The 13,385-nt window shown below is 56.7% G+C and carries 15 protein-coding genes; 10 read left to right on the top strand and 5 right to left on the bottom strand.

What is annotated here, in order from left to right; translation table 11 throughout:
- Nucleotides 1-140 precede the first annotated feature (140 nt).
- Genes VGK48_26210 through VGK48_26220 form a run of 3 tightly spaced genes read left to right on the top strand, consistent with a single transcriptional unit; the run spans nucleotide 141 to nucleotide 2,631 of the window.
- Nucleotides 141-1,253, top strand: coding sequence for a DUF6152 family protein (locus VGK48_26210; protein ID HEY2384685.1), 1,113 nt, complete (start codon nucleotides 141-143; stop codon nucleotides 1,251-1,253).
- Nucleotides 1,254-1,288: 35 nt separating this feature from the next.
- Entirely contained in the window at nucleotides 1,289-2,158 is an 870-nt protein-coding gene (locus VGK48_26215) for a hypothetical protein (GenBank protein HEY2384686.1), read from the top strand.
- A gap of 14 nt (nucleotides 2,159-2,172) precedes the next feature.
- On the top strand, nucleotides 2,173-2,631 hold the full coding sequence (locus VGK48_26220; protein ID HEY2384687.1) for a hypothetical protein: 459 nt from the start codon (nucleotides 2,173-2,175) through the stop codon (nucleotides 2,629-2,631).
- 179 nt (nucleotides 2,632-2,810) lie between these two features.
- Here VGK48_26220 and VGK48_26225 read toward each other — a convergent pair whose 3' ends face one another.
- Nucleotides 2,811-3,752 carry a TIGR03560 family F420-dependent LLM class oxidoreductase gene (locus VGK48_26225; protein HEY2384688.1) on the bottom strand — a complete coding sequence of 314 codons (942 nt, stop codon included), beginning with the start codon at nucleotides 3,750-3,752 and terminating at the stop codon, nucleotides 2,811-2,813.
- A gap of 138 nt (nucleotides 3,753-3,890) precedes the next feature.
- Between VGK48_26225 and VGK48_26230 the strand changes: the two genes are divergently transcribed.
- The 5 genes from VGK48_26230 (at nucleotide 3,891) to VGK48_26250 (ending at nucleotide 5,468) form a co-directional block, all read left to right on the top strand.
- Entirely contained in the window at nucleotides 3,891-4,169 is a 279-nt protein-coding gene (locus VGK48_26230) for an MmcQ/YjbR family DNA-binding protein (protein HEY2384689.1), read from the top strand.
- 48 nt (nucleotides 4,170-4,217) lie between these two features.
- Nucleotides 4,218-4,430, top strand: coding sequence for a hypothetical protein (locus VGK48_26235; protein ID HEY2384690.1), 213 nt, complete (start codon nucleotides 4,218-4,220; stop codon nucleotides 4,428-4,430).
- 37 nt (nucleotides 4,431-4,467) lie between these two features.
- Nucleotides 4,468-4,914, top strand: coding sequence for a DUF5655 domain-containing protein (locus tag VGK48_26240; protein ID HEY2384691.1), 447 nt, complete (start codon nucleotides 4,468-4,470; stop codon nucleotides 4,912-4,914).
- A gap of 84 nt (nucleotides 4,915-4,998) precedes the next feature.
- Entirely contained in the window at nucleotides 4,999-5,223 is a 225-nt protein-coding gene (locus VGK48_26245) for a type II toxin-antitoxin system HicB family antitoxin (protein HEY2384692.1), read from the top strand.
- An 11-nt stretch (nucleotides 5,224-5,234) separates the two neighbouring features.
- Complete coding sequence (locus tag VGK48_26250; GenBank protein HEY2384693.1) at nucleotides 5,235-5,468, top strand: type II toxin-antitoxin system HicA family toxin; 234 nt, start codon at nucleotides 5,235-5,237, stop codon at nucleotides 5,466-5,468.
- A gap of 77 nt (nucleotides 5,469-5,545) precedes the next feature.
- Here the strand turns inward: VGK48_26250 and VGK48_26255 are convergent, their stop codons facing one another.
- The 4 genes from VGK48_26255 to VGK48_26270 form a co-directional block, all read right to left on the bottom strand.
- Nucleotides 5,546-5,845: a hypothetical protein gene (locus VGK48_26255; GenBank protein HEY2384694.1), complete on the bottom strand. Its 300-nt coding sequence runs from the start codon at nucleotides 5,843-5,845 to the stop codon at nucleotides 5,546-5,548.
- Nucleotides 5,846-6,130: 285 nt separating this feature from the next.
- On the bottom strand, nucleotides 6,131-6,640 hold the full coding sequence (locus VGK48_26260) for a TIGR03435 family protein (protein ID HEY2384695.1): 510 nt from the start codon (nucleotides 6,638-6,640) through the stop codon (nucleotides 6,131-6,133).
- A 924-nt stretch (nucleotides 6,641-7,564) separates the two neighbouring features.
- Nucleotides 7,565-9,307, bottom strand: a complete 1,743-nt coding sequence (locus tag VGK48_26265) for an acetaldehyde dehydrogenase (acetylating) (protein ID HEY2384696.1) — start codon at nucleotides 9,305-9,307, stop codon at nucleotides 7,565-7,567.
- Nucleotides 9,292-9,576, bottom strand: coding sequence for a BMC domain-containing protein (locus VGK48_26270; GenBank protein ID HEY2384697.1), 285 nt, complete (start codon nucleotides 9,574-9,576; stop codon nucleotides 9,292-9,294). The genes VGK48_26265 and VGK48_26270 overlap by 16 nt, the downstream gene beginning before the upstream one ends.
- Nucleotides 9,577-9,651: 75 nt before the next feature.
- Here VGK48_26270 and VGK48_26275 point away from each other — a divergent pair, with 75 nt between their 5' ends.
- Nucleotides 9,652-10,548, top strand: a complete 897-nt coding sequence (locus tag VGK48_26275) for a RodZ domain-containing protein (protein ID HEY2384698.1) — start codon at nucleotides 9,652-9,654, stop codon at nucleotides 10,546-10,548.
- A 35-nt stretch (nucleotides 10,549-10,583) separates the two neighbouring features.
- A complete protein-coding gene (uvrA, locus tag VGK48_26280) occupies nucleotides 10,584-13,382 on the top strand; it encodes an excinuclease ABC subunit UvrA (protein ID HEY2384699.1) in 2,799 nt (932 codons plus the stop codon).
- The last annotated feature ends 3 nt before the right edge of the window (nucleotides 13,383-13,385 follow it).

Here is a 13,385-nt window from a genome sequence, read left to right on the forward strand (position 1 = left end):
GGGCGTGGCCCGGATTCGCCTGAATCCGGGACACGCCCCTTATTTATTTTTAGGCTCCTCTGAAATGGCAGTATCCATTGAACTCGTGCGGCTCTTGGGGATATGATGCGCGCACACAAGGTTTAGGAGGAAGGATTTTGATGAGGCATACCCGCTTCGTATCAGTTATAGGTATCGCCGTCTTGTTTTCGGCAGCGGTTGCGTTCTCGCAGCACACCGTCGGGGCAAAATTCGATTTAACAAAACCGCTGACGTTAAAAGGCACGGTGACGCAAATCGACTGGGCGAATCCTGAAGTTCACATTTTGATGAAAGTACCCGGCACGCCGCGGCCGGTTTTGTGGGCGGTGGAAGTTGATGGCGCGATCGTTCTCACCCAGAACGGATGGACTGAAACCAGTCTCATGCCTGGCGATTCGGTCACAGTTCAGGGCTACACCGCCAGAGACGGAAGCAAGCAGATATCCGGTAACAGCGTAACCACGGCGAGTGGGAAAAAGGTCTATTCGGGTACGAATGGCACGCTTCCTCCGAAAAAGGTCGCGTCCGGGCCTGTACCGCGCTGGCCGGACGGGCATCCGCGGTTGGGACCGGCCCCCGGTGAGACCGGCTACTGGTCGAATCCCAGCAAGACGGCGATGGTCGAGAACGGCGTCAGTGTTCAGATGGATCCCTATGGGCTCCTCAAGAACATCAACGATGCCCGCAAGGTCGCGCCCTTCCAGAAATGGGCTTTGGACCTGTATGAATTAAGGCAGCGCAATTTCCTGAAAGATGATCCGGTTTTTCAGTTCTGTAAGCCCGCGGCGGGCCCGCGGCAGTATGAAATGGGCCCCGGATTCCAGTTGGTCGAAGATCCGGACTTCCATAGAATCATCGTCCTCGTGGGCACGGGCAATCGCAACCGGCGCGCCATCTGGACGGACGGACGGGAACAGGTCGGGCAGATTGACGGCGACGCGGACGATCCGCTCTTTTACGGCCGCTCTGTCGGGCACTGGGAAGGAGATACGCTCGTCGTCGATGTCAAGGGCTTCAACGAGAAATTCTGGATGGACAACGGCGGCTTGCCTCACACCGACACGCTTCACTTGATCGAGAAGTTCACGCGCACGGATATGAAGACCTTGAAGTATGAGGTCACAATTGACGATCCAGCGACGTACACGCGTCAATGGACAGCCAGCTGGACATTAGAATGGATACCGGGTCAGGAAATTCCGTACTTCCTCTGCCAGGACAATCGGCCATGAGTTTATTAAATTCAAATCGAATGGAGGGTTCCAAAGTGAGAATCCGATCAATGAATTACGTGTTCGCGGTTATTTTTGCAGCATTTGCGTTGATGACGACCGGTTACGCTCAAGGCGGCGGTCAGGGTCAGGGCCGCGGTAACGGAAGCGGAAGCGGCCGCGGCGGTGGACGAGGTCGCGGATCAGCAAACGCAGCGCCTTCAGCACCCACGCCGCGGCGGCCCGACGGCAAGCCGTGGATCGGTTCGATACCAGGAGAGAAACCCGGCCGCTGGGGCGCCGGTGTCACCACATTGGGCAGTGCCCCAATGACTGTGGATAAGATCCCGTTCCAACCGTGGGCAAAAGCGGAGTATGAGCAGCGGCAGATCGACCAGTTTGAACCGCATACACGGTGCAAGGCGTCCGGGCTATCGAGGCAGTTCTCCACGCCTTATGGAACAGAGTTCGTCGACATGGAGAGGGATCTCAAACGCATGTACATTCTCGACATGGGCGGCCCGAACTCTTACCGCATCATCTATATGGACCGCACGACACACCCGAAGAATCTCGTTCCATCCAACTACGGCGATTCGATCGGCCACTGGGAAGGCGACACCCTGGTTGTCGAAACCACCGGCCTGAACGAAAAATTCTGGCTGGATACCCGTGGTACGCCTCACACATCCCAGTTGGTATTCACGGAGCGTTTCACGCGCGCCAACAAGGATACGATGCAGTATCAGGCAACAATCAATGATCCAGGCGCCTACACGGCTCCGTGGACGACCACCACATTCAATTTGCGGTGGGCGGCCGGTAAGGACATGTACGAGTACATCTGTCAGGAAAACAATCACGGCCCTGAGTTGATGCTGGGCAGCCAGACAGAGATCGACAACACAAAATTCTTTGTTCCGTAGAAGGTGGTATGCGGATGAAACTTGTAAGACTAGCGTTTATCGTTGCACTCGTTGCTGCGGCGGCCGTCACGGCCGTCGCGCAGGAGGGTTATCCTCTGTCCGGTACCTGGTACGGTGATTTCGGCATGAGTGCCGGCCACCGGAATGACCTGACTGTCATGATGAAATGGGACGGAACCAATATCAGCGGGACCGTCAATCCAGGCCCGAAAGCGGTTCCGATCAAAACCGCGCGGATGGATGTCAAAGTCGGCGCGGCCGGACAGCGTGGCCAGAACGGCCAGGCGGGAACGCCGCCAACTCCTTCGCAGTTCATGGTTCACTTCGAAGTGGACGCCAAGAACAAGGCGGGCGGGATGGATCATTTCGTCTTCGACGGACATCTCGAAAACCCCGTCGCCGGCAACCGCTCCATGGTCGGCACCTGGACCTGTGGCAGTACCAAAGGCGATTTCAGACTTCGCCGCCTCTAACAACCATAATGGGGACGGAAACGTCCCCATTATGCGTTTTTATCTGATAACAAACCTCGAATAAGCGATTCCCATTAACCACTGATCATTGCCCCATTCTTCACCTCGCCCCTGACCGATAGCGACTACTCGAAAGAGCAATTGTCAGAACAGTTATGGGGAAATTGGGGCAATGGGATCTAACCTCGCCGGAATGCCGGCGCAATCTCCCCAATGAACTGATCCATATCGCGTCGAAGTTCGTCCAGCGGCCTGAACATCGTCGGTATGAAGACCGTGTTCGCGCCCGCAGCTTCGAGTTCATGCAGCTTGTCGCGAATCTGATCGGGCGTACCGGCGAGGCAGACATCCTGCGCGTCGGCAGCATGACTGCCCAGGCGCTTCGTAATGCTTTCGGCCAGACGATCGATGTCTGTTTTTTTGGATGTGATCAGCAGTGCCATATTGACCGAGCGCGCAATCGTCCTGCTGTCGCGGCCGGCTTTCGCACAGTGTTCTTCAAGAACTGCTGTCTTCCGTGCAAGAACTTTCGGCCCTGCCCACACATTCCAGTGATCCGCATGTCTGGCAACGATCCGAAGCGTGACACGCTCGCCTCCGCCGCCGATCATCAGCTCCGGATGCGGCTTTTGCACCGGTTTCGGATCCATGGGCGCATCGGACAACCGGTAATACCGGCCCTCGAAATTGCTCCGGGTCTGCGTCCATAGCGACAGGATTACCTGGCAGGCCTCGTCCAGACGCTCGAGCCGTTCACGAGTGGTGTAGAAAGGAATGCCATACGCTTCGTGTTCGTTCTCCTGCCATCCGGCGCCAAGACCGAGCAGAAGCCGTCCGTTGGAGATAATATCGACCTGCGCCGCCATCTTCGCGACGACGGCAGGAGGGCGGTACGTATTTCCAAGAACGATCGTTCCAACACGGATCCGGGGCACCAGGGCCGCAAGCGCGGACAACGTACTCCAGGACTCGAGCACTGTGCCTTCGCGTGCGCGGGTTGCCGGCATGAAGTGATCCGTCACGCACGCAATGTCCCAACCGGCCGACTCGGACTGCTTCCAGAGAGCCAGCACCTCAGGCCACGTCGTCCCCATCAAGCTCGTGAAGACACCAAACTGCATCGCTATGCTCCTTTGCTGTCCGTTTATATTAGGATGAAAAGAGCGAATCGTGTATATTGCCGACCCCTACGATATATGAAACCTCAGGACTTCCGACGGATTGCTCTCAGTCTGACAGATACGCTCGAGGGGTCTCACATGAACCACCCCGACTTTCGAGTAAAAGGAAAGATCTTCGCGACGCTGAAGCACGACCATCAGTCGGGAATGGTCAAGCTGACAGCGCAGCAGCAACAGGAATTCGTCCGCGAGAATCCGCTAGCGTTCTCGCCTGAAAATGGGGCCTGGGGGCGTATGGGATGCACAAAGGTCGACCTGGCATCCGTCGATGAAGATGCTCTGGGTCGTGCCCTCACGCTCGCGTGGCAGAATCTGCGCAGCAAGGATGCAAAGAAGCCGCGAAGGGGAAAGTCCTGATCGGGACTTGGCGCCAGCCCTGCCGCTGCCTGTTGTGATTCTGGTCTTATGGCGCAAATGACGCAGCTGGCCGAGATCCAGTCCAGGCCCCTCGATCGCGCCGACGCCCGCCTGGAACGTGCCGAAGCGGAGGACCGCGACGCGCGAAAGCGTCACGAGGAATTGCAAGGGGAATTGCGAGAAAGCCAACGGGAGCTGATTCAAGAAGTGCGCGCCGGTATGGATCGCATTTTCAAACTGCTTGGCGAAAGGCCGAATTAGTCAGTTAGCCATCCGGCTATCCTTACCGCGATTGAGCGTGGCGAAAACCAGAACCTGTTATCACTGCAAGGAAGAAGTCGCCGAAGGCGCGAAGCACGACTGCTGGACAACGACAGAAAGAGACCTGACGCGGGGTCTTTCCGAGGATCTGATGGACGCCTGGGAGCGTTTGCGGGAGACGGCCTCGGAATTCGGCGAACAGCGAATCTACGCGTCCCACCGTTCGATCATGTTCTCACGCACGAGCTGCTACTTCTTCGTACGGCCGAAGAAGGCATTCCTGGAAATCTGGTTCTTTCTGGGAAGGAAGCTGAAGGACAAGCGCATTCGGAACGTCGTGGCGACGTCGAAGGTGAAGTACGGGCACATGGTTCGACTCGTCCATCGCGACGAAGTGGAAGCGCCAATCACGGACTGGCTGCGAGAGGCCTATGAGGTTTCGGAGAGACTGCGCGCCGGTGCAGGAAAAAGCCGGTCCAATTGACGGCCGGTAGCCTGATTGCTAATCTGACGTCAGAAATGAATGGATCACAATGCCGTCCATACCGCATCAATAGAGGGAGGGAGTTTGAATAGGTATCAATACACCGTTCTGTTTGAACCGCAGGAAGGTGGTTTCAATGTGATCGTGCCGGCCATTCCGGAGATTTGCACCTTTGGAGAGACGATGAAAGAGGCGCGCGCAGCTGCGGAGGAAGCAATCCGCTGTTACCTGGAAAGCGCCTTAAAGAATGGCGAAACCATTCCGGCCGATGCGGAGCCCTCTCAAGAGCGCATTGCGGTTACGGTCTAAGTCTCCACTGAATGTCGCCAGCCCTGCCAACTGTCAAAGCGAAAGAATGCCTTCGGGCGCTTGAACGCTACGGATTCTTTATAGACCATCATACGGGCAGCCATGCTCGTCTTTTTCATCAAACCGATCCCACTCGCAAAATCACAATCCCAATTCACAATAAGGATTTGCCCGCGGGAACTCTAAAAAGCATCCTCCGACAGGCCGGCATCTCCGTAGGCGAATTTATCGAATTGTTGAAGTAATCGTTGCTTTGCGGCAGCGTTCGCGGCTTGCATTGCCGGTGCAGGAAAAAGGTTGCCAAATTGAGCGAAAGGCACCTCTAAGAGGCTAGTGATTTCTTTGCTGCGGAGAAAGCGGCTTCTTCGATCTCGACACGTTCTTTGACAATTTGCTCGACCCACTTCTCCAGTCGAGTTTCGCCGTGGAGTCTGGCAAAGAAGCCGGCCCGGGCGGCTAACCGGGCTGGAAGCAAAAGAGATTTTGACTTGGGCCGGCGAATCGTCAGCGGCTTTTCCCATGCCGACTTGTCGTCGGCCTGTATCGTGACCAGCCGATCAATTTCATCGACCTTGCGCCGGTTGCGGCGGTTCAACCTGTTTGCTCTTTTCACAATGGCCATCCTGTAATGATGCGAATGACGTTGTCCCGCTTGCGCTGAAAGATGATCCTCAATTTCCTCCCACCGAGTGATCGACCAATCAACTGGTAACGATCACGATACTTCTTGTTTCGTTCGTCGCGCTGAAAATCGTATTAAAACCCGGACTCTGCAAAACTCCGCCAACTCGTCACCGCTGGCGATACGCAAGCTGAGATCCACGCCAACCTCCTCAAGACATGAGTGCGATCGAAATTGCCGGTAAAACAGCGACCGCGAAGGCGGCTTAGCGACTTATGCGCATGGTCAATTCTCCGTTAGCCTCTCGATGTGGTCGATGACGAGGGTGTCCATCGATACCTTCGTAGGCTTCAGTTTTAATCCAAGTTGTTCTCGCAGAGCCTCCTCGATTGTTGTTCCCTGAGGATCAAGCGGCACAGAGTTGTTGGATCCCCGAGTCCATTGCAGCGAAAAATCGAAGCGTCCGTCCAGTCCCGTTTGGTCCACTAGGGGATGCTCAAAATATCCCGTGAGCGGGGTGAGGTTCTTTGCCACCTCAAGCATCGTCAGATTTCGGCCGCTCATCAATATCGAGTTATTGGGCCTGTCTACAGCCTGGACGGTATTGCAGTAGGGCAAAAACACATCACTGGAAACTTTTGCAACGTCGCAGGGAACATCCTCAGGATGAGCATATAACTTGGGGCCTGGCTTTCCTGGCTTGTCCAGGACGAGAGCAAGCACTTGAGTTTCCCGACGCTCGAAATGGACCGCCAATTTGAATCGGCCCGCAAGCAATGACTGCAGCCCTTTCACGCTCGAGGACACTCTGCACGGGAGATATCGCCCTGCCTGCCGTCAGTTCCGCAGCGGTATCCCGCGCAGTGCGCGTCTTCCGCATCCTCGCGGTTCCTCAACACTGCAAAAGCCACACGAAACACCAGCGTGCCGGTCTCCGCAATCCGAGTTTCGAATTCCCGCTTAAGGTTCTTCCCCCATATCGAGGAGAACGCCGGCGATCGGTTTCACGTGCTCGTACATCGCATCAAATCGCTGTCTTCATTGAGCTAGACGCCGCCGATGGCTTTCGGGTTCAATTGATAAATAAGCCGGACAGACCGATTTGGCCGAAACTGTGGCGCTGATGGTTTAAACGTGACGCGAAAGAGTCGTGCGATCCCATGACTTATTCGCTGTATGTAAATAGAGATCCCCCTGTTTGTCCTCATTCACGAATGAAACGCTAAATTCCAAGCGTTGGGCCTTGAATTTCGGAATTGAACGTTAAGCTCTGAAAATTGGACAGTACATTTGCGAAATGTAGCGCTAAGTTCTGGAATTGAACGTCAAGTTCCGGAATTGGACGGTACATTTGCAAATGCAGCGTCAAGTTTTGGAATTGATCGTTAAATTCTGGAATCGAACAGTACATTTGCAAAATGTAGCGTCAAGTTTTGGAATTGATCGTTAAGTTCTGGAATTGAACGGTACATTTGCAAAATGCAGCGTCAAGTTTTGGAATTGATCGGTAAGTTCTGGAATCGAACACCACATTTGCAAAATGCAGCGTCAAGTTTTGGAATTGATCGGTGAGTTCTGGAATTGAACGGTACATTTGCAAAATGTTGCGTCAAGTTTTGCAACTGGACGGTAAGTTCTGGGATTGAACGGTATTGGAGCCAGGACGATTCCGGAGGGCCGGATATTGGCCCCAGCGGCACGCAGCTGTAGGGCGCAACGTTAGTCGGATATGACAAATACGTCGCTGGATTCGCCCAGATCCCGGGCGGAGGGTGTGATGATGGTCTTTTTGCCGATCGGGATCTTGGCGTTGGCGAGAATGGCCGTGCGGACATCGTCTTCACAGACAAACCCGACCGGCTTCGCTTCTTTCTTTTCGACCTTCTCGGGCCTGGCTTTTGCGGGCTCAAGCTGTTGAAACGAGGACAACGGGGGAGCCGCGGCTGCGGCAGCCAAAGGAGCAGGCGGCGCATGGGGCGTAGGGAGCGGCGCGCTCTTGACAGGTGCTTTCGAGACTTTACCGCCGAGCCACTGGTCGACGACCTGCTCGATCGCGGCGCGCGTCGTTGGTGTGGCGGCTGCTGCCGCAGTGGCCATTCCTGGTGCCGGTGCTGCGACGTCACGCACGCCGTAAGCAACACGCTTCAAGTTGATCAGATGCAGCGGCGAGATGTTGTCCGACGTGATATTTCCGCCGGCTGCGCCGCATCCGAGCGTCATCGCTGGAAACAGATTCGTCGTATACCCGACGGCGCCCAGGGCAGCCGGGGTATTCACGCAGATCCGGAACGCGGGCTTGCGAAGACCGAACTCGCGAACCACAGCGTCATCCTTGGTATGCAGACTCAGCGTGTGTCCCAGCCCGCCGAAATTCAGGATCTCGATGCATTTCGCGCAGCCTTCGCGCCAGTCCTTGACCACGTAGAAAGCGAGCGTCGGGGAGAGCTTTTCCATCGAAATCGGATACTCGGGACCGACGCCGTCCGCGTGCGCCACCAGCGCGCGCGTCCCGGAAGGAACGGAGAAGCCGGCCATTTCGGCAATCTTCGCGGCGGATTTTCCGACGATTTTCGTATTCAGTGTCCGGCGCGGCGTCTGGATCGTGCGCTCGAGCTGTGTTTTTTCCTGGGCGCTGCAGAGGTGCGCCCCCTGCTTCTTCAATTCCTCGAGCGCGCTGTCCTTCACCGCTTCATCGCACACAATGGATTGCTCGGATGAGCACAGCGTGCCGTTGTCGAAGCACTTTCCGGTAAGGATATCGCGCACGGCCTTCGCAACATCGGCGGTTTTCTCGATGTACGTGGGAACATTGCCCGGACCGACGCCGAATGCGGGCTTGCCTGCGCTGTATGCGGCGCGCACCAGGCCGGTGCCGCCGGTCGCAAGAATCAAGGCGCTGAGCGGATGCTTCATCAATTCCTGCGTGCCTTCCATGGTCGACGCTTTCATGCAGCAGATGACGCCCTTCGGCGCGCCGGCCCGCTGGGCGGCATCCGCAATGAGGCGCGCTGTCTCGTTGATGCAGCGCGCAGCGGACGGATGCGGGCTGAAGACGATCGCGTTGCGGCCTTTGAGCGCGATCAGCGCTTTGTAGATGGTCGTCGATGTAGGATTCGTCGACGGAATAATCGCGGCAATGACACCGATCGGGCTGGCCACTTCGAAGACTTTCTTGTCTTTATCGTCGTTTACGATTCCGACGGTCTTCATCGGGCGGATCGCACGGTAAACATCATCCGCACAGAACAGGTTTTTCAGTGTTTTATGCTCGACCGTGCCGTATCCGGTCTCTTCGACGGCCAGTCTGGCCAGCGGCTCCGCGTTGGCGATGCCGGTTCTGGAAATTTCGAGCAGAATGCGCTCGACCTGCTCTTCCGAATAACTTTCGAACTGCAGCCAGGCCTCGTGCGCGATCTGAAGCAGGGTTCGGGCTTCCTGAACGGATTCTAAGTCTTTGTCCAATGTCTTAAGAGCTTTTCGGTCTCGTCGAAGGGCCGTGGAATAATGTGAACCGAAATCAATTCTCCCACACGACGGGCGGCCAGGGAACCAGCTTCCGTCGCCGCTTTGACGGAGCCGACGTCGCCACGGACCAATACGGCGACGTATCCATTCAGCAGATATTCCTTGCCGATCAGCTCCACATTCGCGGTTTTCACCATCGCGTCGGCAGCCTCCGCCGCTCCGATAAACCCGCGTGTTTCAATCATCCCCAAAGCTTCATTCGACATAATTTAAATCGTAGGCGGCCGAAACGTAGCAGAAACCCAACACAAAAGCAATTGACCGGATAAAGTCGTTTCCATATGATTCTCCGCAAGTCGCAGGAAAACGGAGTCTTGCAGGTCAACATGACCAATTTTGGTGCAAGTTTCAAGCAGGCTCGGGAGTCCAAGGGCATTTCGCTCGATCAGATCGCGTCCGAAACGCGTATCAGCACGCGTTTCTTGAGAGCCATCGAGAATGAAGAATTCCATTTGTTACCGGGTGGAATTTTTAACCGCGGATTTGTGCGCGCCTATGCCGAAAAAATTGGAATCGATCCGGATCAGGCCGTAGCGGATTACGAACGTCTGGCCGAAGTGCGGCCGCCGGAACTGATGACCGAACCGGAACGCCCAGCCGCCGGGAAGAAGGACCGGCACCTGTATTCGATCGCTATCGGGGCGCTTCTTGTTGTCATCGCGGTTTTCTATGTTGTGACGAGAGAATCAATCCATACAGCGCAAACAGCGAGCACACCCCCCGCAGTCACGGCACCTTCACAGCCTGCGGCAACACCGAATCCGGTTCCTGCTGCGCCGGCTCCGGAGGTGGAGACCCCGTCGACGCCTCCCCCACCTGACACTGGACCGCAAACAACCGCGGCTGCGCCGGAACCCGCTCCTCAGCGGCCCAGTCCGGTTCCAGCAACGGCTGCAGCTCCGACGGCGCCGGCTGCACTAACTTTGGAAGTGGACGCGCACGATCAAACGTGGATCAAAGTGGTCGTCGACGGGCGCGTCGTCGATCCAAGTGAAATTCTCGGCTCGGGCATGACACGGACGTTCAGTGCTCAAAACTCCATCACCATTTCGGTCGGAAATGCCGGCGGACTGAGCCTCAAGGTAAACGACAAACCTCTGAAACCACTAGGAAAAAGCGGGCTGGTCCGTCAAATCACGATCACGCCGAACAACCTGAAAGACTTGACTGGAACCTGAATCCTGAATCCACGCCGTTGTATAATGGCTGGTTTATGGCCATAGCGGCGACCCCCACAGGGAACGACAGCATTGTTGTTCGAGGTGTGCGGGTTCACAACCTCAAGAATATCGACTTCGAAATTCCTCACGGCGCGCTGACGATCGTTACAGGCGTGAGTGGATCGGGCAAATCCTCGCTCGCATTCGATACCATCTACGCCGAAGGCCAGCGGCGATATATCGAATCGCTTTCGGCTTACGCCCGCCAGTTCCTGGAGCGGATCGAGAAGCCTGAAATCGACGAAGTCCACGGGATTGCCCCGGCTATCGCGATCCGCCAGCGAAATACCGCCCGCACGCCGCGATCGACCGTCGGCACCTCGACCGAGGTCTACGACTATCTTCGCCTCCTCTTTGCCCGAGTCGGCATCACCATCTGCCGCAAATGCGGCTCCGTGGTCCAGAAGGACACCGTCGACCAGATCGCCGATGTGGTCATGCAGTGGCCGCTCGACACCCGCTTCTACGTCCTGTATCCGCTGCGTAAGGATCAGACCCAGGAACAACTCGCTTCGCAGCTGACCGACCTGAAGCGCCGCGGCTTCAGCCGGATCTATCAAAACGGCCAGGTGTTCGATTATTCGCGGCCGGAATCGCTGCTCGACGTCGATTTCTCGAAACCGGCTTACGTGCTGGTCGACCGACTCAAAGCCGCGCCGGACATCCGGCAACGGCTGATCGACTCCGTCGAAATCTGTTTCCGCGAAAACAACGGCGAAGTGATTCTCGAAGTGCTCGAATGGCCGACGGGCAATGGATCGGCGCCGCATGAAAAGCAATTCCGCTTCAGCGAATCCTTTGAATGCAAGAAATGCGGCATCCGATACGAGGACCCGGAGCCGAAGCTGTTCTCGTTCAACAATCCATTCGGCGCCTGCCCGCGATGCCAGGGGTTCGGTAACACCATCGATCTCGATCTCGACCTGGTTATCCCCGACAAGGGCAAGTCGCTCAACGAGGGCGCCATCGAGCCGTGGACGAAACCGCGCTACCGGGTATACCTCAACGACTTCAAGAAAAAGGCACGGCTGCGCGGGCTGCGCATGGACACTGCATATCGCAGTCTGTCCGCAGACGACCGCGCTTATGTGCTGAGCGCCATCCGCGACTTCTTCGACTACCTCGAGACGAAGAAATACAAGCTGCACGTGCGTGTGTTTCTGAGTCGTTACCGGGGATACACGGTCTGCCCCGAATGCAACGGCTCCCGGCTGCGCCAGGAAGCCCGCGACATCTTCATCGATGGCAAAAACATCGCGGATGTCTGCCGGATGACAATTCAGCAGGGTTACGAATTCTTTTCACATCTGCAACTGACCGAGGCGCAAGCTCAGATCGCCGCGCGTATTCTGCTCGAGATCCAGTCGCGCCTGCGATTTCTGAACGATGTCGGCTTGCAGTATCTGACGCTGGACCGGCTCTCTTCGACGCTGTCCGGCGGCGAAGCGCAGCGCATTCAGCTGGCGACTTCGCTCGGTTCCTCGCTTGTCGGAGCTCTCTACGTACTCGACGAACCGTCCATCGGGCTGCATCCGCGCGACGGCCAGCGGCTGATCGAAATATTGAAGAGACTCCGCGATATCGGAAACACGGTCCTCGTCGTGGAACACGATGCCGAGATGATGAAGGCCGCCGATCACATTCTCGATCTCGGGCCCGGCGCCGGCGAACACGGCGGCCAGCTCGTGTATGCCGGCACGCTCGAAGGCATGAAAAACTGCACCAGCTCTCTCACCGGCAAGTACCTGATCGGCGAGCTGAAAGTCGCCGTTCCGAAAAAACGCCGCACTGCCGGACCGAAGATGCTGAAGCTGCGGAACGCGGCCAGGCACAACCTGAAGAACGTCGACATCGAGATTCCGCTTGCGATGATGACCTGCATCAGCGGCGTTTCCGGCTCGGGAAAATCCACGCTCGTGCATGATTGTCTCTTCGAAGCGCTTAAAGCCGCTCTGCAAAACACCGATCCCGGGATCGCAGCGGGCGTCATCGAGACGGGCACGAAATGGATCACCGACGTCGTCCTGGTGGATCAGAGCCCGATCGGCCGGACACCCCGGTCCAATCCCGTGACATACATCAAAGCCTTCGATCACATACGCGACGTGTTCGCCTCGACGCGTGAAGCGCAGGCCCGCGGATACAACTCCGGCAGTTTCTCTTTCAATATTCCCGGCGGCCGGTGCGAAGTGTGTCAGGGCGATGGAACCGTCACGGTGGAAATGCAGTTCCTCGCAGACGTCGAACTGGTTTGCGAAGAGTGCAAGGGCACGCGCTACAAAAGCGGAGTCCTCGAAGTTTTGTATAAGGGCAAGAACATCTACCAGGTCCTTCACATGACGGTTCGCGAAGCGCTGATGTTCTTTGCCAACGTCCCGAAAGTCACGAAGAAGCTGAAAGTCCTGGAAGAGGTCGGGCTCGGCTACCTGCGGCTGGGCCAATCGGCCACGACGCTGTCCGGCGGCGAGGCCCAGCGTATCAAGCTCGCGTCCTATCTCGCGCGTGAAACGAGCGAAAAGACGTTATTTATTTTCGACGAGCCGACCACCGGCCTGCACTTTGACGACATCAACAAGCTGCTTGCCGCGTTCCGGCGTCTGATCGACGCCGGAGGTTCCGTGCTGATCATCGAACACAATCTGGACGTCATCAAATCGGCCGACTGGGTCATCGACCTCGGTCCCGAAGGCGGCGACGCCGGCGGATATGTTGTCGCCACGGGAACACCTGAACAGATCGCCGCCAACCCGGCGTCGGTCACAGGCGAATACCTGAAGAAGACGCTGGGATGAGAA

The sequence above is a fragment of the Terriglobia bacterium genome (genome assembly GCA_036496425.1).
Lineage (GTDB): Bacteria > Acidobacteriota > Terriglobia > 20CM-2-55-15 > 20CM-2-55-15 > 20CM-2-55-15.